At 39.3% G+C, this 25,376-nt stretch carries 25 protein-coding genes and 1 tRNA gene; 7 read left to right on the forward strand and 19 right to left on the reverse strand.

From position 1 onward, the window contains the following. Positions 1-137: 137 nt before the first annotated feature. Together groES and groL are read left to right on the forward strand one after the other, a co-directional pair. Positions 138-413: a co-chaperone GroES gene (gene groES / locus Q0M21_RS10155; RefSeq protein WP_290875581.1), complete on the forward strand. Its 276-nt coding sequence runs from the start codon at positions 138-140 to the stop codon at positions 411-413. A gap of 51 nt (positions 414-464) precedes the next feature. Continuing rightward, a complete protein-coding gene (gene groL / locus Q0M21_RS10160; RefSeq protein WP_295337780.1) occupies positions 465-2,096 on the forward strand; it encodes a chaperonin GroEL in 1,632 nt (543 codons plus the stop codon). 53 nt (positions 2,097-2,149) lie between these two features. On the opposite strand, the gene Q0M21_RS10165 is transcribed toward groL, so the two are convergent. From Q0M21_RS10165 to xrtF, 9 genes are all read right to left on the reverse strand, one after another. Next, entirely contained in the window at positions 2,150-2,839 is a 690-nt protein-coding gene (locus Q0M21_RS10165) for a VTT domain-containing protein (RefSeq protein ID WP_295337782.1), read from the reverse strand. A gap of 76 nt (positions 2,840-2,915) precedes the next feature. After that, positions 2,916-3,578, reverse strand: coding sequence for a DUF2490 domain-containing protein (locus Q0M21_RS10170; RefSeq protein WP_295337784.1), 663 nt, complete (start codon positions 3,576-3,578; stop codon positions 2,916-2,918). A gap of 119 nt (positions 3,579-3,697) precedes the next feature. Further along, on the reverse strand, positions 3,698-4,039 hold the full coding sequence (locus tag Q0M21_RS10175; protein ID WP_295337786.1) for a metal transporter: 342 nt from the start codon (positions 4,037-4,039) through the stop codon (positions 3,698-3,700). Positions 4,040-4,071: 32 nt separating this feature from the next. After that, a complete protein-coding gene (locus Q0M21_RS10180) occupies positions 4,072-6,093 on the reverse strand; it encodes a TonB-dependent siderophore receptor (RefSeq protein WP_295337788.1) in 2,022 nt (673 codons plus the stop codon). Positions 6,094-6,165: 72 nt separating this feature from the next. Continuing rightward, positions 6,166-6,585, reverse strand: a complete 420-nt coding sequence (locus Q0M21_RS10185) for a hypothetical protein (protein ID WP_295337790.1) — start codon at positions 6,583-6,585, stop codon at positions 6,166-6,168. Positions 6,586-6,637: 52 nt separating this feature from the next. Continuing rightward, positions 6,638-7,993 (reverse strand): MBL fold metallo-hydrolase RNA specificity domain-containing protein, encoded by a 1,356-nt coding sequence (locus Q0M21_RS10190; RefSeq protein ID WP_295337795.1) that lies wholly within the window; start codon positions 7,991-7,993, stop codon positions 6,638-6,640. Position 7,994: 1 nt separating this feature from the next. Continuing rightward, positions 7,995-8,825 carry an ATP cone domain-containing protein gene (locus Q0M21_RS10195; RefSeq protein ID WP_295337798.1) on the reverse strand — a complete coding sequence of 277 codons (831 nt, stop codon included), beginning with the start codon at positions 8,823-8,825 and terminating at the stop codon, positions 7,995-7,997. A 44-nt stretch (positions 8,826-8,869) separates the two neighbouring features. Further along, positions 8,870-9,316: an exosortase F system-associated protein gene (locus tag Q0M21_RS10200; protein ID WP_295337800.1), complete on the reverse strand. Its 447-nt coding sequence runs from the start codon at positions 9,314-9,316 to the stop codon at positions 8,870-8,872. Further along, entirely contained in the window at positions 9,291-9,848 is a 558-nt protein-coding gene (gene xrtF, locus Q0M21_RS10205) for an exosortase family protein XrtF (protein WP_295337802.1), read from the reverse strand. Before xrtF ends, Q0M21_RS10200 begins: the two co-directional genes overlap by 26 nt. 72 nt (positions 9,849-9,920) lie before the next feature. Here xrtF and Q0M21_RS10210 point away from each other — a divergent pair, with 72 nt between their 5' ends. The 5 genes from Q0M21_RS10210 to rpe all read left to right on the forward strand — a co-directional run bounded on the left by Q0M21_RS10210 (position 9,921) and on the right by rpe (position 15,216). Then, a complete protein-coding gene (locus Q0M21_RS10210; protein ID WP_295337804.1) occupies positions 9,921-10,376 on the forward strand; it encodes a GAF domain-containing protein in 456 nt (151 codons plus the stop codon). 106 nt (positions 10,377-10,482) lie between these two features. Then, a complete protein-coding gene (gene rpsO / locus Q0M21_RS10215) occupies positions 10,483-10,752 on the forward strand; it encodes a 30S ribosomal protein S15 (RefSeq protein ID WP_026724205.1) in 270 nt (89 codons plus the stop codon). Between the two features lie 138 nt (positions 10,753-10,890). Next, complete coding sequence (locus Q0M21_RS10220) at positions 10,891-13,068, forward strand: polyribonucleotide nucleotidyltransferase (RefSeq protein WP_295337807.1); 2,178 nt, start codon at positions 10,891-10,893, stop codon at positions 13,066-13,068. Between the two features lie 141 nt (positions 13,069-13,209). Beyond that, positions 13,210-14,073, forward strand: coding sequence for a sigma-70 family RNA polymerase sigma factor (locus Q0M21_RS10225; protein WP_026711939.1), 864 nt, complete (start codon positions 13,210-13,212; stop codon positions 14,071-14,073). Between the two features lie 480 nt (positions 14,074-14,553). Then, positions 14,554-15,216 carry a ribulose-phosphate 3-epimerase gene (gene rpe / locus Q0M21_RS10230; protein WP_295337810.1) on the forward strand — a complete coding sequence of 221 codons (663 nt, stop codon included), beginning with the start codon at positions 14,554-14,556 and terminating at the stop codon, positions 15,214-15,216. Between the two features lie 19 nt (positions 15,217-15,235). Here rpe and Q0M21_RS10235 read toward each other — a convergent pair whose 3' ends face one another. From Q0M21_RS10235 to Q0M21_RS10280, 10 genes are all read right to left on the reverse strand, one after another. Further along, entirely contained in the window at positions 15,236-16,048 is an 813-nt protein-coding gene (locus Q0M21_RS10235; RefSeq protein WP_295337812.1) for a zinc-dependent peptidase, read from the reverse strand. 162 nt (positions 16,049-16,210) lie between these two features. Next, positions 16,211-16,284: transfer RNA gene (locus tag Q0M21_RS10240), tRNA-Arg, on the reverse strand. Positions 16,285-16,358: 74 nt separating this feature from the next. After that, a complete protein-coding gene (locus Q0M21_RS10245; protein ID WP_295337814.1) occupies positions 16,359-16,808 on the reverse strand; it encodes a GatB/YqeY domain-containing protein in 450 nt (149 codons plus the stop codon). 305 nt (positions 16,809-17,113) lie between these two features. Next, positions 17,114-19,078, reverse strand: a complete 1,965-nt coding sequence (ftsZ, locus tag Q0M21_RS10250) for a cell division protein FtsZ (RefSeq protein WP_295337816.1) — start codon at positions 19,076-19,078, stop codon at positions 17,114-17,116. Between the two features lie 35 nt (positions 19,079-19,113). Next, complete coding sequence (ftsA, locus tag Q0M21_RS10255) at positions 19,114-20,499, reverse strand: cell division protein FtsA (RefSeq protein ID WP_295337818.1); 1,386 nt, start codon at positions 20,497-20,499, stop codon at positions 19,114-19,116. Positions 20,500-20,505: 6 nt separating this feature from the next. Beyond that, positions 20,506-21,228 (reverse strand): cell division protein FtsQ, encoded by a 723-nt coding sequence (locus Q0M21_RS10260; RefSeq protein WP_295337820.1) that lies wholly within the window; start codon positions 21,226-21,228, stop codon positions 20,506-20,508. Then, entirely contained in the window at positions 21,225-22,565 is a 1,341-nt protein-coding gene (murC, locus tag Q0M21_RS10265; protein WP_295337822.1) for a UDP-N-acetylmuramate--L-alanine ligase, read from the reverse strand. Before murC ends, Q0M21_RS10260 begins: the two co-directional genes overlap by 4 nt. A 38-nt stretch (positions 22,566-22,603) precedes the next feature. Continuing rightward, positions 22,604-23,695 carry an undecaprenyldiphospho-muramoylpentapeptide beta-N-acetylglucosaminyltransferase gene (gene murG / locus Q0M21_RS10270; RefSeq protein WP_295337824.1) on the reverse strand — a complete coding sequence of 364 codons (1,092 nt, stop codon included), beginning with the start codon at positions 23,693-23,695 and terminating at the stop codon, positions 22,604-22,606. Next, positions 23,696-25,006 carry an FtsW/RodA/SpoVE family cell cycle protein gene (locus Q0M21_RS10275; RefSeq protein ID WP_295337826.1) on the reverse strand — a complete coding sequence of 437 codons (1,311 nt, stop codon included), beginning with the start codon at positions 25,004-25,006 and terminating at the stop codon, positions 23,696-23,698. Between the two features lie 37 nt (positions 25,007-25,043). Beyond that, the gene (locus Q0M21_RS10280; protein ID WP_295337828.1) at positions 25,044-25,337 is read right to left on the reverse strand and encodes a four helix bundle protein; all 294 of its coding nucleotides are present in this window, start codon (positions 25,335-25,337) and stop codon (positions 25,044-25,046) included. Between the last annotated feature and the right edge of the window lie 39 nt (positions 25,338-25,376).

Here is a 25,376-nt window from a genome sequence, read left to right on the forward strand (position 1 = left end):
AAGAGTATATTCTTAATCCAAATGCCAGCGCTGACATGCTGGCATTTTTTTTAGGAAAAAATGACAGTAAAAAACCCTTGGCATAATTTCTGAAAAAGCGAAGGCAACAAAATATTATAACCTAAAAATATAACATCATGGCATTAAACATTAAACCTCTTTCTGACAGAGTTATTGTGGAACCGGCAGCAGCTGAAACACAAACAGCTTCCGGAATTATCATTCCTGATACTGCTAAAGAAAAACCGCAAAAAGGTGTTGTAGTGGCAGTAGGTAACGGAAAAAAAGACCAACCGTTAACAGTAAAAGTTGGCGACACTGTTTTATACGGCAAATACGCCGGAACCGATTTAAAATTCGACGGCAAGGATTATCTGATCATGCGTGAAGATGACATTCTTGCAATCATCTAATAAATAGTAAGGATTAAGTATTAATTATTAAGACTAAAAACAAACACAAAAATGGCAAAAGATATAAAATTCGACATTGAAGCACGCGACGGTTTAAAACGTGGCGTTGATGCCTTAGCGAATGCTGTAAAAGTAACTTTAGGACCAAAAGGAAGAAATGTAATCATTTCAAAATCTTTTGGCGGACCAACCGTAACCAAAGACGGTGTTTCAGTAGCTAAAGAAGTAGAACTAAAGGATGCTCTGGAAAATATGGGTGCACAAATGGTAAAAGAAGTAGCTTCTAAAACCAACGATTTAGCAGGTGACGGAACTACAACCGCAACCGTACTAGCGCAAGCTATCGTTAAAGAAGGTTTGAAAAACGTAGCCGCAGGTGCCAATCCAATGGACTTAAAACGCGGAATTGACAAAGCAGTGGAAGCTATTATTGAAGATTTGGGCAAACAAGCTCAGGTTGTTGGTAGCGACTCTGAAAAAATCAAACAAATCGCTTCTATCTCTGCCAATAACGATGAAGTAATTGGTGAATTAATTGCTACTGCTTTTGCCAAAGTAGGTAAAGAAGGCGTAATTACGGTAGAAGAAGCCAAAGGAACCGACACTTATGTTGATGTAGTAGAGGGAATGCAATTCGACAGAGGTTATTTATCGCCTTACTTCGTGACCAATCCTGAAAAAATGGAAGTGGAATTGGAAAGACCTTACATCCTACTTTACGATAAAAAAGTTTCTTCCTTAAAAGAGTTGCTACCGGTGTTAGAGCCTGTAGCACAATCAGGAAAACCATTATTGATTATTGCTGAAGATGTTGATGGTGAAGCACTATCTACTTTAGTGGTTAACAAACTGCGTGGAGCATTAAAAATTGCCGCTGTTAAAGCGCCTGGATTCGGCGACAGAAGAAAAGCAATGTTGGAAGACATTGCCATCTTGAGCGGTGGAACCGTAATTTCGGAAGAGAGCGGATACACTTTAGAAAATGCCACTTTAGAAATGTTGGGAACTGCTGAAAAAGTAACCATCGATAAAGACAATACGACAGTCGTAAACGGAGCCGGAAATGCAGACATGATTAAAAATCGTGTGAACCAAATCAAAGCCCAAATGGAAACTACGACTTCTGATTACGACAGAGAAAAACTCCAAGAGCGTTTGGCTAAATTGGCCGGTGGTGTAGCCGTATTGTACGTTGGCGCCGCTTCTGAAGTAGAAATGAAAGAGAAAAAAGACCGTGTAGACGACGCTTTACATGCGACTCGTGCAGCCGTTGAAGAGGGAATCGTGGCCGGTGGCGGTGTGGCTTTGTTAAGAGCTAAAGCTGTCTTAGACAAATTGAAAGCAAGCAATGCCGATGAAGCTACCGGAATTCAAATTGTATCTCGTGCTGTAGAATCGCCACTGAGAACCATCGTTGAAAATGCCGGTTTAGAAGGTTCAGTTGTAGTAGCCAAAGTAGCCGAAGGAAAAGCCAACTTTGGATACAATGCCAAAACCGATGAATATGTAGACATGCTAAAAGCCGGAATCATCGACCCTAAAAAAGTAACCCGTGTAGCCTTAGAAAACGCAGCCTCAGTTTCCGGAATGATTTTAACTACCGAATGTGCTTTGGTAGAAATCAAAGAAGAAAATGCCGGTGGCGGAATGCCAATGGGTGGCGGAATGCCGGGTATGATGTAAAAGAAATACATTGCAAATAAAAAAGCCTCAATATTTAATTGAGGCTTTTTTTATTAGGCTTCCGATTCTGTGTTCGGCGTTTTCTTAATCATTTTGAGAAAAACAGGGAAAGTTGAAATCAAGATAATTACGATTACAATCTTCTCAATGTGATGCTTTAAGTCGATGTCAAACTCCTCTAAAAACACCCCATATAAATAATGGCCGGCGAATATCAAACTGAATGACCACAAGAAAGAACTCAGAATGTTATAGAACATAAATTTCTTTTTATCCATTGTCACAATTCCGGCTACAATTGGAGCAAAGGTTCTGACAACCGGTAAAAACCGAGCAAAAATTATAGCCTTTCCACCATATCTTTCAAAAAATTCTTTGGATTGGATAAGGTATTTTTTCTTCCACCAAAAACTATCTTCTTTCTTGTACAAATAGTAGCCACTTTTTGCACCAAACCAATAGCCCACCATATTTCCGATAATTCCGGCTACTGCAACTAAAAAGGCCAACAAGGTTACATTTAAAACTTCACTCTCTATGATGGCAAAGTTCTCAACCAAATCACGGCTGTAAATTCCTGCCAAAAACAACAAACTGTCTCCAGGCAAAAAGAATCCGGCAAACAAACCGGTCTCGGCAAATACTATAAACAATACAATCCAAAGACCAACTCTAACGCCGCCTAGCGACATGGTAATATAAAACTCAGGATTTAGCAACTGCATCCAATCAAAATCACTCATGGACTAAAAAATTAAGGGTAAAAATTCGAGTGTGAAATTAAGGATATTTTTCGGGATAGTTACTACTTTATATTTTTTATAACACGATATTATGAAACAAAGAAATTGAAACAGTATGGTTCATTAAATCGGGGGCTGTAGACGAAGTTATGAAGTGATTTAAATAACCTAATTCTAATCGAATGGTATTGTTATAGTTGAGTCCGACTCCAACCAAAAATCGGTTTTGATCTACCACTTTTGAGTTTACAGCATTTTGACCTACAGTGGCAAAAAACTCATTTTGTAAAACCACGTAAAGTTGTTCTTTATCCGAATTTAATTGAGTCAAATGCATTAAAAAGCGGTTCAAAAAGCGAAATCGATTTTGATAATCAGTTTCCGAAGTAATTTGCTCCATTTCTGAAACTCGAAATTGCTCTACCCATCGTTGTTCCAATCGAAAGCGATTGATTAAAAGATGCTTCGACCATTTAGTCGTAACTTGATATTGCTGCCAAAGACGATTTTCCTTAAAATAACCAGCAACAGTTGCATTATAGGTGTTTACCAAGGCGTATCCTGCCGTAATATTTTTGGATTCGGAAAGATGATAAATTACACCAATCCGAAATAAATTTTGCAGATTTTGCTCCAACTGATTTTCCATTCTGAACTGGGCTTCCATATGATAGCCCCAATTGGGTGACGCTTTGTATTGGCCTGAGTAAGCCATCCAAATGCGTTGATCTTGCTTCATTGGTTGGGAAAAACCAACAGTTAAAAAAGCAGACGCAATAAGAGTTAATAGTATTCTCAAAACTTTTTTTGGTAAAAATAACAATAAAAAAACTCCTTCGCTTGAAGGAGTTTTTAAAATTATTTTCTTTCGTACATACAACAGCCGTGAAGTCTGTTATAATCTTCATCGGTAGCTTTGATGTCTTCGGTATCATGTCCGACTTTAGCAATAGCCTTTTTAACATCCACTAACGAACATTTTTCTTCATTAATTATCAAATGTAATTTATGGTCATCAATATGCCAAACGGCACTTTTAACTCCGGAAACCGAAAAAGCTGCTTTCTCAATTCGCTTTTTACACATTTCACAATTACCGTTGACTTCAAAATCGTATTTGGCATTTTTATTTTTCTTGTCTTGTGCTTGCGCTGAAAAACTTACCAGCAGTAAAAGCATTCCTATCACTATATTTTTCATAATCTTTCTTTTAAATTATATTGTTATTATTCTTATTTAATCTTGAATCGCAATCCGGCATAATACATTTGTCCGAAAACCGGCGCATACACTATCGAAGTGTCAAAAGTTGGTCCGAATGGATTGTCTGCTCCTAAAACAGCCTTGTTTTGGGTATAATTCCCTATGTTTTCACCACCAAGATACACTTCAAAAGTACTCGAAAAAGTTCTGGTAATTTGAGCATTCAAGGTAGAAAACGAAGGTGAAAAATTCGGCAATCGATCCTGTTGCGGATTGGTTGACGTATTCGGTAATTGTTGCTTTCCTAACCAATTCCAAGTGAAATCAAATCGCCATTGTTTTCCATTATCAACAATGTGTGTAGCGTACTCTACATTTCCGAAGAAACGATGTTTAGCTTGCAAAGGTCGCTGGTAACTACCCGAAACATAATCAGTGGAAATATCATAGTATTTATAAGCCGTTCTCAAGTTCAAATGTTTTATGATTTCAACATTAAAATCGAGTTGCAAACTATTGGCGTAGGATTTTCCGTCTAAGTTGTAAAACAGGACTTGTTGTGGCGAGTTCATGATGTCAACTACAGCTTGATTTTGGAAATCGGTTCGGTAAAAATCGATAGTTGTATCAGCTTTCATCCCGAATAAGATAAAATTTTGGGTAAAACTCAATCCGTAATTCCAAGCAATTTCTGCATCCAATCCGTAAATTTTACCATTTGTATCTAATACCGAGAATACTCGGGAACTGGCAAAAAGATTTTGGTTTTCGGCAAAAATATTGGCCGCACGTTTGCCGCGTCCTGCAGAAAAACGGAACACCGATTTTTCCCAAGGATTATATTTCACATGTAATCTTGGTGTAAAAAAAGCTCCTAACCTATTGTGATAGTCCATTCTTCCGCCTAAAATATAACTGAACTTATCGTTATCGTCGAAAGTATATTCGAAGAAAGCACCCACCGAATTGTCAATTCTGCTTACATCTGCCAAATTTACGAACTCGGCATATTTATCGTACGTAAAGTTCAAACCTGTAGCAAACTTGTGCATCGTATTGCTGATAATCGAATTGAAAATCAAGTTTGAATAATAGCTTTGTTGTTTGATATTATATTGGTTTAATCCGAAATACGACTGCTGATTGTGATTGCTGAAAGCATTTTGGAAACCGATACTTTGGTAAGGCATGTCTTTGAAAACGTAGCCTACTTTAGAACTGAAATCCAGTCGCTCGGTATTGATTTCCGAACCCCAAAAGTTCGTAGTCAATTTGTCTCTGTCGGGATCAAAATCCAATTGTCCGGTTTGCTTTTCATCATTCATATAACGAAGATTCAAAAAAGAAACCCAGCCCGATTCCGGATTAGCATATTGCCAACGATTGACCACATTGAATTGTTTCCCTAAAGGATTGTCTAAAAAGCCGTCATTGTTCATATCATTTTTAGCCACGCGGGCATTGCCATGTACAAATAAACTCGTTGCCCATTTATCAGACACTTTTTGATTGAAATGGGTATTCAATTCGAATCGACTTCCGGTATCGCCATAAGCATTCAAGAAGAATGGAATATCGCCTATCGGTTTGATTAGTTCAGTATTGATTTGCCCCGAAATACTCTCGAAGCCATTCACTACACTACCGGCGCCTTTAGTGATTTGGATACTTTCGACCCAGGTTCCGGGAGTGAACGACATCCCGTAGGCTTGAGAAGCTCCGCGTACCGAAGGAATATTTTCTTCAGCAATAAGGATATATGGACTGGTTAATCCGAGCATCTTAATTTGCTTGGTTCCGGTTAACGCATCGGAAAAATTAACATCTATAGACGGATTGGTTTCAAAGCTTTCGGCCAAGTTACAACAAGCCGCTTTGAGTAATTCTTTACTGGTTACCAAGGTAGTATTGGCGGTAAGATTGAGTGATTTTTTTATTCCTTTTCGGCTGCCTTCTACCGTAACGGTCTTCAAGGTATCTTGTTTGATATTTTCTTGAGAGAAACTTACGGCAGCGAACAACATTGTGAGGAATAACAATGATGTTTTCATAGATTATGATTTAAAATTAATTCTGTTTTAAGATTCTACAGGTCTGAGAATCACATCGGAATTAAAATCAAATCAGGCGTAAAGAGTATATTGGCAGTAGAGTTGGTAAAGTGGCGGCGCATGAGAATCACAATAAAAAGCTACTTTTTCATCCACTTTTTTCGGTGATTCAGCTACGGTAAAAACAAGGTTTTTGTATTCAGAGAAATAGACCGGTTCAAAATCGAGTGAAATCGTTTTAATAATGATTTTCTCGGTTTTATTTTTTAAATCGACTTTCTTATCGGAACAACACTTTTTGTGTGTGGTTTCTACTTTTGTACAGCAGTTTTTTTCAACTACAACAGGCATATCGCACACTTCTTCATCTGCAAAAACAGAAGAAACGGAAGCTATCTTTCCTTGACAAAAATGCACGGTAAAAGCCATTCCCGAATTGGAAACCAATATCAGCAACGCGGTCAATAGGCTTATGTGCTTTTTGAAATTCATGGCACAAAGTTAACAATATAACTTTTTCAAAAACTTAAAATGGTCTTAAAACTTACAAATCAACTTCTTGTCCCATCATAGGCACGGAACAATCAAAGCCGAATTTTTCTTGTATTTTAATGCGAAGCTCATCGCTGGGTTCGTTTTCGCCGTGTAGCAGAAATACTTTTTGAGGCTTGTTTTGGAGTTCCGATAACCAATTGAGCAAATCATTTTGATCGCCGTGAGCCGACAACCCTTCTATCTCCAAAACTTTGGCCAAGACCGGATAATATTTGCCGTAAATTTTGATTTCGGAAGCACCTTCTAATAGTTTTCTACCGCGTGTACCTTCGGCTTGGTATCCGACGATAATCACAGTGGTTTCAGGCAAACCGATGTAACGTTCCAAATAACTTAATACCCTTCCGCCGGTAATCATACCGCTGGCCGCAATTACTACTTTGGGTTGTTTGTCGAAGATGGTAGCGATGGTTTCCTGATATTCCGAATTCATGGTAAACATTTTACACATGTCAATACACTGCTGCTCTGAGAGTTTATGCCATTTGCGATTCTCCATAAATACATCGAGCACACTAATACCCATAGGCGTATCTATCACATACGGAATATCAGGCAAACGGTCTTCTTTTTTGAGCTGCCAAAGCAAATACATTAACGTTTGAGCGCGTTCAACGGCAAAACTCGGAATAATGGTAGTGCCGCCGGCCTGGACTGTGTTGTTGATATAAGTTTCCAAGAGTAACTTAACATCTTCTTGCGGATGGAGTTTGTTGCCGTAGGTACTTTCCATGAAAACATAATCGGCTTTTTGGGGTTTTACCGGCGCGTACATTAGTAAATCATCATCCTGACCGATATCACCGGAAAAGACCAGTGTTTTATTTTCCAATTGCAATTCGATACTACAAGCGCCAATGATATGTCCGGCATTACTGAACTTAGCCGTGATTTCCGCATCGAGCGGCACATCTTCATCAGGTTTTACGACTCTAAAAAGCGGAAAAACTTTTTCGGTTTGCGCTAAATCGTACAATGGCTCGGCTTTTTCGTGTTTGGAAAAATGCTCCTTATTGGCTTTTTCGGCTTCTTCTTCTTGAATTTTGGCACTGTCCAACAATATCAGTTTGGTGATGTCTTTTGTAGGACTTGTGCAGTAGATTTTACCTTCAAACCCTTGATTGACCAATCTGGGCAACCATCCGCAATGGTCTAAATGACCATGAGTAAGCAAAACAATGTCGATACTGCTAGGCAAAATTGGCAGCGGTTCCCAATTCAGTTCTCGCAACGTTTTGATTCCTTGAAATTGTCCGCAGTCAATTAAAATACGAACACCGTTGCTTTCTATTAAAGTCTTGGAACCGGTAACCGTTCCGGCACCGCCTAAAAATCTAATTTTCATCTTAAATGTATTTACAAAGTTCGGAAGCTTCTTTGATGACGTTTTTTATACGGTTGGCACTCAAACCAATTTGCTCCAAGACTTCCATATTATTGATAATTTCCTGTGCTAAAATCACATCCTGCACCAGCAGTTTGTCTTTTTCGGCCAAGGTTAAAGTCGTCAAACACGTTATAGGATAAAGCTGTCCTTCGTCTATTCTTTTTTTCAAACTGGAATCTTTGGGATAATCCCAACTCAGCAATTGCAAACCCGAACAATGAGCGAAAGCCATGGCATCGGCTGTAAAACGATTATTGGTCACTATCCAACATCCGGATATCTTGTCTTTTTCGGTAAAAATTAAATGATTTCTGTCTTTCAAATCGTTGAATCTCGACAAAATATACATCGGCACTTTCACATCTGAATTGGTTTCGCTTCTGGCATGAAACTTACATTCAATCATTTCGATGTAATTGTTCTTCACGATGGCGATGTCTATTTCGTGTCCGACACATTTGCCGGACAAAAACAAATTGGTTTGGGCTAAATACCCTTCGGAAATAAACAAACGGGCAATGTATTTTTCAAAGAAAAAACCGGCCGGGCCCAACAATTGCAATGCTGCTCTTAAATTGTAACGTGCCGCATGAGAATGAGACGATTTTTTGAGCAAGTTAAAAGCCAATTTGTAGATTTTTTTGGTAGAAATACCATTGTACACTTGCTTTTCTATGACTTGCAGTACATCGTCCACCACTTTTTTATCGGCACCCGATTTGAGTAAGGAGTGTTTGAGTTTGTCGCGATTAAAATCGACTATACTTCCCGAATGCTTTACAATTTTCATGGACAATAGTGTTGTGGAATAATCGTAAAGTTACGAAAATTCGGTTACTTCTTGACTTGTTTTTGATAATAAAAAGCGGGAATGAAGAGCAATATAAATAAAGGCTGAATTAAAAATCTTCGGAGGTAAAAGAGCGCCATTTTGTTTTCTTCACCAAAAAAAGTCAACACAAACAAAAAACTAATTAACAATAAAGAGCCTAAAATGATGTAGAGTAATATGGAAAACTTGACAACTTTGGTGTCTTTAAAAATCACATACAACAAGAAAAGGGAAATGACAGTATTGAGGTAAAATCGCATTCCTAAACTGAAAAACAGTTTGAAAACATTAAACGGCGGCAGTTTAGCGTGTGTAAATTCGCTTTTGAAATACGCCAAAAACGGGTCGTAAAATAGTTGATTTTCGAAAAGTCGAATACCTACCAAAAGTAAAACGAGGATGAAAATCCAGAAGACTTGTTGTTTATTCTGCAGGAGTTTTGTCAGCATGTAATGAAAATTTATTAACCCAAATCACCCAAAGCAAGAATACAACTCCATAAATAACAAGTGGAAAAATCACCGCATGCAACAAATGTTCTTGCTCCGGAAAATGATAAAGCGCCATGCTCAAAAAGGCAATTCGAGATATGTTTAGAATGTGTATTAAGAATAATCCAAATAGAATGTATAAGAGAGTTTGCTTGAATCTTCCGGTGAATGCCACCACAAACGATACAAACAAAATCATTACGCTTATGGCATTACAACCTTCAATAATGCGAGAAACATACTTTCCGTTGTAAATTACCTTAACACTAGGTTCTTTCGAATGAGACTCTAATCGGGCTTCAGCATCAAAAATGGTCAATACAGTTTGTGTTTGACCGGCCACCATTTGGGTAAAGGAATCTACCTGATTATCGGATTGGTCAAATCGATTTAAATAGGATTGATACAATATGGTCAGCACAACATAAGTCAGCAAAAATTTTCCCAGAAATAGTAAAAAAGGCCGGTATTGCTGTAGCAGATTCTTCAAGACTGAATTTTTAACAAATTTATATAAAATTAAAAAAGCGCAGTCGTTACTTTTGCATAAAAATTGGAAAAAATGAATTTAGAAAACTTAAAGCCGCAAGTTATTGCCATACTCACGGAAATCAATACTGACAGAGATATTAAGCTTAGAAACCTATGTCAGTTCCTATCTGACAAAGTCTCATATTACAATTGGGTTGGTTTTTACTTTGCTAATCACGAAACCAAAACACTACACCTTGGTCCTTATGTAGGTGCCGAAACTGACCACACTATAATTCCGTTTGGAAAGGGTATTTGCGGTCAAGTAGCCGAATCGAATGCCAACTTTGTAGTCCCTGATGTGGCTGCCCAAGACAATTATATCGCCTGTAGTTTTACGGTGAAATCAGAGATCGTTGTCCCGTTATTTGTAAATGGAGTAAATATAGGTCAGATCGACATTGACAGTCACGTACTCGATCCTTTCACAGAAGCCGATGAAAGATTTTTAGAGTTTGTAAATGAGCAAGTTGCCAAACTTTTTTAAGTTATTACACTCTTTTCATTTGCCTAATCAAAAAATAAAATTATCTTTGCGCTCGAATTGAGAAAGTCTTAATTCATACATAATAATCATTTAAATAAATATTGGAATGTATTTAACTAAAGAAACAAAAGCTGAAATCTTCGCTAAACACGGAGGAAAAGCTGAAAACACCGGTTCTGCTGAAGGGCAAATCGCGTTGTTCACATTCAGAATCTCTCACTTAACTGAGCACTTGAAAAAAAATCGTCACGATTACAACACTGAGCGCTCTCTAGTTCTTTTAGTAGGTAAAAGAAGAAGTCTTTTAGATTACTTGAAGAAAAAAGATATCAACAGATATCGTGAGATTATCAAAGAATTAGGTATTAGAAAATAATACATATCTAAAGAGGTGCTTGCGCGCCTCTTTTTGTTTTAAAATAAAAGAAAAGTTTCGGTTTTTCATTGGGTTACACAACTACAACAACTACAACAACAACACAACTAACCTAATTGTTTAAACGAATTAATTTTTATGATTCCAAAAGTAACCCAAGAAACAATCGATTTGGGAGATGGGAGAACCATCTTAATCGAAACCGGTAAATTAGCCAAACAAGCCGACGGTGCTGTAGTAGTACGATTAGGCGACTGTATGCTTTTAGCCACAGCCGTATCTGCCAGAACCTCAAACCCCGGTGTTGACTTTTTACCGTTAACGGTAGATTACCGTGAAAAATTTGCCGCCGCCGGACGTTTTCCGGGAGGTTTTTTCAAAAGAGAAGCGCGTCCGAGCGACAGCGAAGTGTTAACTATGCGTTTGGTGGATCGTGTTTTGCGTCCGCTTTTCCCGGATGATTATCATGCTGAAACTCAAGTGATGATTCAGTTAATGTCTCACGACGAAAACGTAATGCCTGATGCCTTGGCGGGATTGGCTGCTTCAGCTGCTTTAGCTGTATCCGACATTCCTTTCTACAACTTAATTTCTGAAGTACGCGTAGCCCGCGTTGATGGAAAATTAGTAATCAACCCAAGCAAAACCGATTTAGAAAGATCCGACATTGATATGATGATTGGTGCTTCAGCTGACTCGGTTTGTATGGTGGAAGGCGAAATGAAAGAAATCTCAGAACACGAAATGGTGGAAGCGATTAAATTCGCTCACGAAGCCATCAAAGTTCAAATCCAAGCACAAGAAAGATTGAGAGCAGCAGTAGGTTCGCCTGCTTACAGAGAATATGAAGGAGAAAAAGAAGACGAAGCCATCTATAAAAAAGTAAAAGCAGCGTCTTACGACAAATATTACGCTATTGCTCAAGAAGCTTCAGCCAAAAGCGAAAGAGGTGAAAAATTTGCGGCAGTAAAAGAAGAAGTAAAAGCTTTATTTACTGAGGAAGAATATGCAGAAAATCCGGATTTAGCTGAGTTAGTAGGCAAATACAACTACAAAACACAAAAAGAAGCGGTTCGTAACGTTATCCTCGAAAAAGGCATCCGTTTAGACGGTAGAAAAACAACCGAAATCAGACCAATTTGGTGTGAAACGGATTACTTACCATCAGTTCACGGTTCTTCATTATTTACTCGTGGTGAAACACAAGCTTTGGCAACCGTTACTTTGGGAACATCCAGAGAAGCCAACCAAATCGATTCGCCATCTGAACAAGGAGAAGAAAAATTCTACTTACACTATAATTTTCCACCATTCTCAACCGGTGAAGCGAAACCTTTAAGAGGTACTTCCCGTAGAGAAGTAGGTCACGGAAACCTAGCACAACGTGCTTTGAAAAACATGATTCCTGCTGATTGTCCTTATACCATTCGTATTGTATCTGAAGTTTTGGAATCTAACGGTTCTTCTTCAATGGCTACAGTATGTGCCGGAACTATGGCTTTAATGGATGCCGGAGTACAAATGGTAAAACCGGTTTCCGGAATTGCCATGGGATTAATCACCGACGGCCAAAAGTTCGCGGTGCTTTCAGACATCTTAGGAGATGAAGATCACTTAGGAGATATGGACTTCAAAGTAACAGGAACCAAAGACGGTATAACCGCTTGTCAAATGGACATCAAAATCGATGGCTTGCGTTATGACATCATGGAACAAGCCTTGAATCAAGCTCGTGAAGGTCGTATGCACATCTTAGGCAAATTGGTTGAAACTATTGCTACACCAAGACCGGATGTTAAAAAACACGCTCCGAAAATCATCATGAGAACCATTCCTGGCAATTTCATTGGTGCCTTAATCGGACCGGGCGGAAAAGTGATTCAAGAATTACAAAAAGCTACCGGAACTACTATCGTAATCAACGAAGTAGACGAACAAGGTGTAGTGGAAATTTTAGGAACAGATCCGGACGGAATCGCAGCTGTATTAGCCAAAATCGATTCTATCATCTTCAAACCTGAAGTTGGTGAATCTTACGAGGTGAAAGTAATTAAAATGCTCGACTTCGGAGCCGTAGTAGAATATACTGCTGCACCAGGAAACGAAGTATTATTACACGTATCCGAATTGGCTTGGGAAAGAACTGAAAACGTTGCTGACGTAGTAAAAATGGGCGATGTGTTTATGGTAAAATACTTAGGTATCGACCCTAAAACCCGCAAAGAAAAAGTGTCTAAAAAAGCACTTTTACCAAGACCGCCAAGAGATGAAAATCGTCATCCTAGAGAAGATAAAAAAGACGCTCCAAAGGGTTAATCCAATTCAAATATTAATTCATAACAAATCCCGATTCATTAGTTTGAATCGGGATTTTTATTTTTTTTTACTTTTTTTGTAACTTTATAATTCTTCTTTACGTACAACCACCCGAACACTTTAAAGAAAAGGAGAACATAAATGAGACAGCTCAAAATCACCAAGCAGGTTACCAATCGTGAAACCGCATCCTTAGACAAGTACCTACAAGAAATCGGAAAAGTGGATTTGATCACGGCTGATGAAGAAGTGGAACTAGCACAACGCATCAAAGCCGGAGACCAAAGAGCCCTAGAAAAATTGACCAAGGCCAACCTACGTTTCGTAGTTTCAGTGGCTAAACAATACCAAAATCAAGGTTTAACCTTGCCGGATTTGATTAACGAAGGAAACTTAGGACTAATCAAAGCGGCACAACGTTTCGACGAAACCCGTGGTTTTAAATTCATTTCTTATGCCGTATGGTGGATTCGCCAATCCATTCTTCAAGCTTTGGCCGAACAATCGCGTATCGTTCGTTTGCCTTTGAATAAAATCGGTTCTATCAACAAAATCAATAAAATGTATGCCTTGTTAGAACAATCTAACGAGCGTGCGCCTTCAGCAGAAGAAATAGCCAAAGAGCTAGACATGACCGTAAACGACGTTAAAGAGTCTATGAAAAACTCCGGACGTCATTTGTCCATGGACGCGCCTTTAGTAGAAGGAGAAGATTCTAACCTATACGATGTATTGCGTTCAGGCGAATCTCCAAATCCGGACCGCGAACTGATTCACGAATCGTTGCGCACGGAAATCGAAAGATCTTTGGAAACTTTAACACCGCGTGAAGCCGATGTAGTACGTTTGTATTTCGGTTTAGGCGACCAGCACCCAATGACGTTGGAAGAAATCGGAGAAACTTTCGATTTGACCCGTGAGCGCGTTCGCCAAATTAAAGAAAAAGCGATTCGAAGATTAAAACATACTTCTAGAAGTAAAATCTTAAAAACCTATTTGGGATAATAATAAGCAAATTTTAAGTCTGTTTTGTTTTTAAAATTAAAAAAAAGACTTTAATTTGTTATATAAAATTGACAATTGGAATTTACCATAACCGCAACAACAGTCTGATTAACTGTTCGTTTTTTGATTGATGATTGAAACTCCGGCTGATTACCGGAGTTTTATTTTTTGCAAGGCAAATAAAACTCCAGTCTGTTCGCTTTGCTCGGGTTCCCGGAGTTTTATTTTTTAGTTACTTTTCCTTTTTTGGCGTTACCTTCGGCCGGGCTATCTGTTCCAATCTTTTTTAGGATTGCATTTCCCTACGCAAGCTTCGGGCAATCCTAAAAAAAGGATTTTCACTCCTATCCCTAACGCTATCTCTGTTAAAATTCAAGCTATACTTTATTTGCGTCCTGGAATTTCGTGATTAGCGAAAAAACTTAGCGAACTTTGCACTTAAAAACCTAATTTTGCAACAACAACACACAACTGAATCCAATGAAAAACACACTTATTGCTCCATCCGTTTTAGCCGCCGATTTTGCCAATTTACAACGCGACATCGAAATGATTAACGCCAGTGAAGCCGACTGGTTTCACATAGATATTATGGATGGTGTTTTCGTACCTAATATCTCTTTCGGAATGCCTGTTCTACAAGCCATTGCTAAACACGCACAAAAAACCATCGATGTGCATTTGATGATTGTAGATCCTGACCGATACATCAAGACTTTTGCCTCTTTAGGCGCCAATATTTTAACCGTGCATTACGAGGCTTGTACCCATTTACACCGAACACTACAAGCCATCAAAGCCGAAGGCATGAAAGCCGGGGTAGCTTTAAATCCGCACACCAACGTTAGTTTACTGGAAGATGTTATCAAAGACATTGATTTGGTTTGCCTTATGAGCGTTAACCCGGGATTTGGCGGACAATCTTATATTGAAAACACTTACTCAAAAGTGGAAAAACTAAAAGAATTAATTATTCGCAAAGGAGCTTCGACCATTATAGAAATCGATGGCGGCGTAACAGATAAAAACGCCAAGGCTTTGGTTCAAGCAGGCGCGGATGTCCTTGTCGCAGGCAGTTATGTTTTCGGCGCACAAAATCCGACTGAAACCATAGCTGACTTGAAGAAGTTAACCCAATTGTAATTACTGAGAAGTCACAAAATCAATGTTTGTGATTCAACATTTTGCTCACCAAATGAAACAATTCCGGGAATTGAGACCGGAATTCTTCAGGGGTTTCAAAATAATGTTCTATGATAACCGAAACAAACTCAAAAGGATTGGTAAAAGCATAAATGCGAAAATAATCGGAGTCGATTAAACGTTGGCGATTGGGTGGATGATTGACTTGCTCATACAACTTGCCGTAGTGCTTTCTGAAGGTTAAAGAACTGCCGTCGTTGCTTCTTAAACTGTGATGATGAATGACATGTGAAAACTCATGTATGCCCAGATTGAGATTGTCATTATCAATTTGATATCCTTCTGTAAAATGTTTCCAAGAAAAGACTACTGCTTTTAGTCGCGGGTTAAACTCCCCTTTATGGTAATCTTCCGAATGACCGGAGTAGTATTCCTCTGGATAGATGATAATTTTGTCAAAAGCATCCAGCAAATAGCGTCGCATCCCAAAAGTTAACATAATATAAGTTCCGGCTATGTGCGTTTGCACCTCTTTATCGATTTGAAAACCTTCTCGGGATATGAATTCATATTTCCTGATAAAAGAAGCCAAACGGTGTCTAAAATATACCTTGTGTTTGTCCGATAACTTTCGATAAAATTCAAATTTCTGCATCAAAATAAACTCTTCCTGAGATGTTATCTTTTTGGGCTTAAGATACAGATGAATATATAGAGGCTTTTGAAATAAGGCTATGCTGATATCATCCAAGAGGCTAATCAAAAACATAACGGTATAAAGCAAAAACGCACCAAATATAAAAAGGACAATTAGGGCTATAAAAAGTTCCATTGGCTAAAGATATAAAAAAAGCCCAAGACTATACTTGAGCTTATATAGTGACCACGGCAGGGTTGACTTCGTCTTCCCTGACAAAGCTCCGCTTTGAAAGTACAACAACCAGAAAAATGCTAAAGTGAACTTTGACATTTTTCTGGTTGCTGTATTTATTCGTGACCCCGGCAGGGTTCGAACCTGCAACCGTCAGAGCCGAAATCTGACATTCTATCCAGTTGAACTACGGAGCCTTTATTTATTTCAGATTGAGGATTCTTGGATTAAGGATTTAAAAAAAATCCTAATTCCTAATTCTTTAATCAATTTAAGCTAATAATTTTTTAACGATAGTGGAAATGGTTTTACCATCGGTTTTACCGGCTAAAGCGGCTGAAGCTTTCCCCATAACTTGACCCATAGCGGCCATACCTGAAAAACCGCCTTCAGCGATAATAGCGGCTACGGCAGCTTCTACTTCGGCTTCGGATAATTGTGCCGGCAAGAATTTCTCGATTACAGCTACTTGTGCCAACTCAGGCTCGGCCAAATCCGGACGGTTTTGCTGTTGGAAAATAGCAGCGCTGTCTTTGCGTTGTTTAACCAAACGTTGCAACAACTTGATTTCCTCGTCGGCTGATAAAGTATCGCCGGCACCGGCTTCGGTTTTGGCTAAGATGATACCCGATTTAATGGCTCTTAACGCTTCTAGTGCAACGGTATCTTTGGCTCTCATGGCGTTTTTCATTTCGTCCATGATTTGGGTTTCTAAACTCATATTTCAGATTATTAGATTATTAGATTTTCAGATTTTTAGAACCTGCTAAAATGGTTGGCTCTTTAGCCCCGATGGGAGCAAGTATCCTTTTTTTGTTTTGAGAAAAGCCCTTCGACTGCGCTTAGGGTGACAAAACAAAAAAGATACTGCGACAGCGGGAATAAGAATTACTGAAACTGCCCGAACCATTCGCTTCCCAAACTAAATTTGGGACAAGCCTAAAAAGCCCTGCGAAGGTAAAAAAATAACCCGAAAATCTCAAGGAAATTTTCGGGTTGTTCGATTAGAAAAATGGCAGACTAATCTTAATCTACATTATCGTGCAAGAACGAATTATTGGTACGGATTTGTAAATCGTCGTTACTATCGGTTCCTAAAGACATTCTGGAGTTTGCGTTATTGCCGGTGTTGTTTGACAGGTCAACACCTAATCTTTTGTAAGCCGGTTCTTTTTCCAATTCCTCAATGCGTGACGGATTGTTATGGAATTTGTAATTGAACTCTTTTAATTTTCTTCTACGCTCGTCGGCTCTGTGTTTCAAGGTTTCTTCGATAGTCATTTCCATAGGAGAAACTTCGTCGAAATAGTTTACCGCTTGCGGTTTTTCGGTCTCCACTTTCATGGTAATGTTCAACTCTTCCGCGATTGGTTCTTCCACTACTTTAGCAGCCGGTTTTGAGTTTAATAAGTCGTTTTCCAACTCCATGTACTCTTCCAATGAATATTTGATTACGCCACCTTCATTGACTTCGGTAACGGGAACAAATTCAACCGCTTCATTCACTATGATATCATTAGCGTCTGCAGACAAATCGAAAACAATTTTGGTTTCCTCAATAGGTTGAACAGCTTCTACTGTCTCTATTTTTTCGAAAACAGGCGTTGCAGCCGGCATGTCGAAAGTGAAGGTGATTTGCTCTTCTTCAATTACATTTTTCGGCTCTACAACTTCCATCGCTTTTACTTCGGGAGTTGTTACTTTGAAATCGATGTCTTTAATGGGCGAAACGATTTCGAAAGTCACGTCCAAGTTACGGATGAACTGGTTCATGGCAATCAACTCATTTTCGTTGATAGCTGCCGGAGTTTCAACCACAGGCGCTTGAATTTCTTCTTCCATCAATTCGAATACGATTTTCTCTTCAGGGGCTTCCGCTTTAGGCGTATCCACAATACTTTGGAATACTTCAACCGGTTTTTGCGTTAAGTCGCGCACCAATTTTTGGTCGTCTTCCAAGGCGTGAACAATTTTCTTGATTTCGGTGTTAACGATACCGTTTTGCTGCTCCACATTGAAACCGGTCGCGATAATGGTTACCGCAATGGCTTCGCCCAAGCTTTCGTCTTCACCAACACCCATTATGATGTTAGCATTATAGCCTGCTTCGGTTTGGATATGATCGTTGATTTCTCCGATTTCGTCAATGGTAATTTCGTTAGAGCCTGAAACAATAAGCAACAATACGTTTTTAGCTCCGGTGATTTTATTATCATTTAACAATGGAGAATCCAAAGCTGTGATGATGGCTTCTTTGGCACGGTTATCACCGGTAGCCACAGCAGAACCCATAATAGCCGTTCCGCTATTGGACAATACGGTTTTAGCATCTTTTAAGTCGATGTTTTGTGTGTAGTGGTGCGTAATAACTTCTGCGATACCGCGAGAAGCCGTAGCCAACACTTCATCGGCTTTAGAGAATCCGGCTTTAAAACCTAAGTTTCCGTACACTTCTCTTAATTTATTGTTATTGATAACAATCAAAGAATCAACTTGTTTTCTTAACTTTTCAACGCCTAACAACGCTTGTTCCGAACGCACTTTTCCTTCAAATTGGAATGGAATAGTTACGATTCCCACTGTAAGAATATCTCTTTCTTTGGCCAATTGAGCAATTACCGGCGCAGCACCTGTTCCGGTTCCACCTCCCATACCGGCTGTAATGAAAACCATTTTGGTATTGCTGTCCAACATTTTTTCAATATCGCCCACGCTTTCCAAAGCCGATTGGTGTCCTACGTCGGGGTTAGCGCCTGCGCCAAGACCTTCGGTTAAGTTCACTCCTAACTGAATTTTGTTAGGTACCGGACTGTTTTGCAATGCTTGTGAGTCGGTGTTACATACAATGAAATCTACACCTTTGATTCCTTGTTTGAACATGTGATTGATAGCGTTACTTCCGCCGCCACCAACACCGATTACTTTGATCACATTTGATTGATTCTTTGGTAAATCAAATGAGATGCTTCCAAATTCTGAGTTGCTTATCATACTATTTTGGTGTTAGGTATTTATTCTGTTATTCTTTACTCTGCGTTATCTAAAAAATCTTTAATCTTGTCTACATAGCGGTCAAAAAATGAGCGCTTGATTTGCTTTTCGGTTTCGCGTTCAACCGGTTGTTCCATTGCTATCGGCTGTTCGGCTTCAGCTGAAACTTCTTCCTTCTGTTCAAAGACCGGTTGTTGCGGTACTGCTTTCGGTGTTTCGGCCACTACTTCTTTCAGTTCAATTTTGTAAGCGCTGTTAGAATTGTTTTCGATGCTGTTCATCACCAAACCAACTGCGGTAGCGTACAACGGACTTGAAATTTCTTCGCCCGAATTACCGGCTAAATGTTCGTTAGGGTAACCGATTCGGGTATCCATTCCGGTGATGTATTCCACCAATTGCTTGATGTGTTTGAGTTGTGCACCGCCACCGGTTAACACGATTCCTGCAATTAATTTTTTGCGCGGATCTTCGTGTCCGTAGGCTTTGATTTCCGTGAAAACCTGCTCTATAATTTCCACGACTCTGGCGTGGATAATTTTCGATAAATTTTTAAGCGAAATCTCTTTCGGATCTCTGCCTCGTAAGCCCGGAATAGAAACGATTTCGTTGTCTTTATTCTCACCCGGCCATGCGGATCCGAATTTCACTTTCAACAACTCGGCTTGCTTTTCGATAATCGAGCAACCTTCTTTGATGTCATCTGTAATGACATTTCCACCAAAAGGTACTACTGCGGTATGACGAATGATGCCGTCTTTGAAGATGGCTAAATCCGTGGTTCCGCCTCCAATATCGATTAATGCTACACCGGCTTCTTTTTCTTCCTGACTCAATACCGCATCGGCTGAAGCCAATGGCTCCAAGGTTAAGCCCGACAATTCGATACCTGAACTTTGGATGCATCGACCTACGTTTCTGATAGAAGACGCTTGTCCTACCACTACGTGAAAACTGGCTTCCAATCGAGCACCATACATCCCGATAGGCTCTTTGATTTCGTTTTGCCCGTCTATTTTAAATTCTTGTGGCAATACGTGTATGATTTCTTCACCCGGCAACATAGCCAATTTGTTCACTTGGTCGATGAGCAATTGAATGTCTTTCCCGCTGATAACTTCCTCGGGATTAGTTCGAATTACGTAATCCGTGTGCTGTATGCTTCGGATGTGTTGCCCGGCTATGCCAACCACTACATCGTTTATTTTGTAACCTGAATTATTTTCTGCCTCAAGAACTGCTTGCTGAATAGACTGAATGGTTTGGGTGATGTTGTTCACCACACCACGAGCCACACCAAGGCTTTTGGCTTTGCCAACGCCCAAAATCTCCAATTTCCCATACTCATTCTTCTTGCCAATCATGGCTACAATCTTGGTTGTCCCAATGTCTAAACCTACTGCAATATTCTCTTTTTCCATAATCTTCTATTTAATGCACACCACTTGCTTGGTAAACTTTAAATTAATTCTTCGGTATTTTTCCAAAGTGCTGTCGGAAACAGCCTTCTGAAAAAAGGCTTTGTAATTCTTAAATTTTCTTTCAATGTTTATAGTTCTTCCGAAATCGATTTGGTAATCGTAGTTTCGGTTGGCCATAACCATGCTCCCGTTGGACAAAACCTGCACTCCGATAATGTTTTTTTTCAAAAAATCATCTTCCGAAATATTTCTCAAAACTTCCGCTAATTTTTCTTTTTTTACGGCTGTAATTGCACCGGATACTAAGGGCACTCTTGCGGCAAAATTATCAGACAACGGCATTTTATTTCCCTCATAATCAAGATAAAAAGAACCCGTTTCCTCAAACACGCGACCCAGCGGTTGTTTTTGTTCCACCACAGCTTTTAAAACCCCATCAACACTGACAAAAACATCAGCTTTGTGAACCATTGGATGATTACTGACAGTTTTCTCCAATTTATTCAAATCTAAACCATCTTTACTGATAGTTTTTAGGTCCTCATTTTTTTCTATTAACAATTTATTAACCGTTTCAGGCTTCAAAAAAAGACTATTTTCGCCTACAAAAACCACTTCAGTTTTTGCAATTTTTCGCATGGCATTTCGGTGCGAAGTAAACGAAAACAGGAAGATGACAACGAAAATCATCAACAGCAATCTGATATTGGTCCAGGTTAATAATTTCATGACAACGCCAATTTAATTTTCGGAACTAATTCACCAATATCTCCGGCGCCGATAGTGACAATTATTTTAGCGGAATTTTCTAAAATAGTTGGAATCAAATCGCCTTTAGAAACCAATTTTTTATTCGGATTTTCCATTTTGGAAAGTAACCAACTTGACGTAATGCCTTCCATGGGTAATTCTCTGGCCGGATAAATATCTAACAACAAAATTTCGTCGAATTGTGACAAACTTTTGGCAAAATCATCGGCAAAATCTTTAGTTCTGCTGAACAAATGCGGTTGGAATACAGCCAACACTTTTTCACCCGGATACAACTCGCGAACCGCTTGGTGCACGGCGTTGATTTCGGTTGGATGGTGCGCATAATCATCAATATAAACCAAATCGGTAGTTTTGATTTGATACGAAAATCGGCGTTGGATTCCTTTGAATGAAGCCAAGGCCTTAGCAATGGACTCGGTTGGGGTTCCATAAGTCTTAGACATTGCTAAAGCCATCAAGGCATTCATCAAATTGTGTCTTCCAGGCAAACCGAATTGCAAGTCACGGATGGTTTCTGATGGGGTTTGTACATCAAAAACATAAAACCCGTTTTCAATTCGGATGTTGAAAGCGCTATAGGTTGCTTCTTCATTAATACCGACAGTTAACCCTTCTAACGGCAACCCTTTTGGGACAAAAAGTTGGTTCTTATCGGCTACTTTATTGGCAAATTCTCTAAAAGAATCCTCAATGGCGGTAGCATCGCCGTAAATATCTAAGTGATCCGCATCCATAGAAGTCACGCAAGCGATATCCGGATGCAAATGCAAAAAGGAACGATCAAATTCATCGGCTTCCACTACGGTAACGGTTTTGCCGCTTCCGATTAAATTGGAATGGTAATTTTCGACAATTCCGCCTAAAAAAGCGGTAACATCGGCACCACTTTCGTAAAGAATATGACCTAAAATACTGGAAGTAGTGGTTTTACCATGCGTACCGGCTACAGCAAAACAAAAAGTATCTTTGGTGATGATCCCTAACACTTCGGCGCGTTTTTTAACCACGTACTCTCGCTCTAAAAAATAATTCCATTCTGAATGCGTAATCGGAACGGCCGGCGTAATGATTACGAGTGTATTTTCGACATAAAAATCTTTTGGAATTAAGTTGATATTGTCTTCAAAATGAATATCCATACCGGAAGCCTTCAACTCATCGGTTAACATAGTCGGGGTTTTGTCATAGCCCGAAACTTTTTTACCTATGTTTTGGAAATAACGTGCCAAGGCGCTCATTCCGATGCCTCCGATGCCGATGAAATAGACGTTATGGATTTGGTTTAGATTCATTTGAGTTACTGAGTAGCTGAGTCACTGAGTGCCTGAGTTTACTTTATTAATTTAATTATTTCTTCTACTATATCTTTGGTGGCGTTGGGTTTGGCCAATTTTTTAATATTTTGACTGAGTTCCTTTTGCCAATTTTCGTCGGCCAACAACTTAGAAAAAGTAGTTTCAAATTGTTCGTCCAATTCACTTTCACGCAATAAAACCGCACCATTTTTATCGGCTATTGCTTTGGCATTTTTGGTTTGATGGTCTTCGGCCACGTTAGGTGACGGAATGAAAACTGTTGGCTTTCCCACCAAACACAATTCGGATACCGATGAAGCACCGGCACGAGAAATGACAACATCAGCAGCGGCATAAATCAAGTCCATTTTATCGATAAATGCTACTACTTGGACATTTTCTCTTTCGTTGAAATGTTGGTATTCGTTGTAATACAACTTCCCGCATTGCCAAAAAACTTGTACTCCGTTAGCCAATAGAAAATCAAGTTCTTTCGCTATTAATTGATTCACTCTTCTGGCGCCTAAACTTCCGCCCAAAACCAAAAGTGTTTTTTTATTGGAATCTAATTTGAAATAGCTAATGCCTTCACTTCTTTTGTGCTCCACATCAAGTAAATCTTGACGCACCGGATTACCGGTTAAGATCATTTTTTCTCTTGGGAAAAACCGTTCCAAATTGTCGTAAGCGACACAAATTGCGTTCGCTTTTTTACTCAACAATTTATTGGTAATGCCCGGATAGGAATTTTGTTCCTGAATCACCGTTGGGATATTCATACTGTTCGCCGCTTGTAACAATGGTCCGCTGGCAAAACCGCCTGTACCAATAACTACATCGGGTTTAAACTTTCTGATAATTTTTCTCGATTTCCACAAACTGCTCATGAGCTTGAACGGAAACAGCATGTTTTGCAATGTGAGTTTTCGTTGTAAACCGGCAATCCACAAACCTTCGATTTTGTATCCGGCTTGCGGCACTTTTTGCATTTCCATTTTATCACTGGCGCCTACAAAAAGAAATTCCGCCTCAGGGAATCGAGACTTTAACTCATTGGCAATGGCAATAGCCGGATAAATATGTCCGCCTGTACCGCCGCCACTTACTATGAATTTCAACTTTTTCATTTACTTTTTCTTCAAAATAGGTTCCAACGGATTGGCTTCTTCTTGGATAGAATAGCTTTCCAATTCGGCTTGCTCGGCTGCTTTTTCTGCTTCTTCCTGTTCTTGCAATTGTTTATCGATTAGCTTATTGAGCGCCTCTTCTCGTTTTTGTTTTTCGGCTAACTCTTCGGCAATTTCTTCTTCTTTTTTGGTCACACTCAAAATAATCCCCAGCGCCAAACAAGTCATCCAAATAGAACTACCACCGCTACTGATTAGTGGCAAGGTTTGTCCGGTAACAGGCAACAACTCTACAGCTACAGCCATGTTGGTCATCGCTTGAAAAACAATCGGAAATCCCAACCCAATGACCACGAGTTTCCCAAAAAGTGAGTTGGCTTTGTGGGCGGCGACTACAAATCGGAACAATAACAACAAGTACAAACTCAACACCAAAATACCGCCGAACAACCCGTATTCTTCCACTATAATGGCGTAGATAAAGTCGGAGGACGATTGCGGTAAAAAGTTTTTCTGCACACTTTTACCCGGTCCTAATCCATACACACCACCGGAAGCAATGGCAATTTTAGCTTTTTCGATTTGGTAATCGTCTTCATCGGGTTTGTCTGTGGTAAAATTGTCGATACGATTGATCCAAGTATCCACACGATTCGGAAACGCATCCGGGAATTGTTTGGCTACTAAAATAAAAAAAGTCAAACCGACCAATCCAACGCCTAAAATCACCCCGATGTACTTGATTGGATATTTGCCGATAAACGCCAACATGACTACCATAGCAAAAATCAAAGCCGCTGTTGACAAGTTGGCCGGAAGAATTAAGGCAATGGTGATGAAAACCGGCGTCCATAATTCCCACAACGAATTTTGCAACGTTATTGGGGTTTCACGGGTTTTCGACAAATAGCGAGCCACAAAAACATAGAGCACCAAAGAAGCTAAAGCCGAGGTTTGGAAGGTGATTCCAATAAACGGAATTTGAATCCATCGGCTGGCATTAGCGCCCTGGATTACTTTACCGTTGAGCAAAGTATAAATCAACAACACCCAAACCACCGGTAACATTATACGCGAAATGGTTCTGAAGTAGTGATACGGTACTTTGTGAATTTTGTATAAAATAAAAAACCCAACAAAGACTTGAGCGCCGTGTTTGAGCAAATACGTTAAAGCATTCCCCGAACCGTGACGCATATACGCCAAATTGCTGCTCGCGCTAAACACAGGCATAAACGAGAACAGCGCCAACAAGGCCACGAAGGCCCAGATGACTTTATCTCCTTTTAAGCTGTGAATGAGTTCTTTCATTTTTAATTTTAGATATTAAATTTTAAATATTAAATATTCATTTATTGTTCAATCGGTTATTTACTGTTTTTAGGGTTGAGACAAAAATCGCAACTAATTCGCTTGATTCTTTTAAAGGAAACTCTAATTCTGATTTGCTTAACCAGTTCATTTCAGTTATAATTTCAAGCCAAAATTGTGTTTCATCAACTTCTTCTAAAACAATATTTAATTTTGCTACAAAATCTTTATCACTTCTTGCTCTACATACGGCTTTGTAATTTGCACCGACAGAAGTTGCACTTTTAGCCAATTGATTAATGACAACTCTTGATGAAATTGAATTCGGCATTTTCTCTACTAGATTTAATATGAGCAAAGAGAATTTGCT

The sequence above is a fragment of the Flavobacterium sp. genome, assembly GCF_024710485.1.
In the GTDB taxonomy this organism is placed as follows: domain Bacteria; phylum Bacteroidota; class Bacteroidia; order Flavobacteriales; family Flavobacteriaceae; genus Flavobacterium.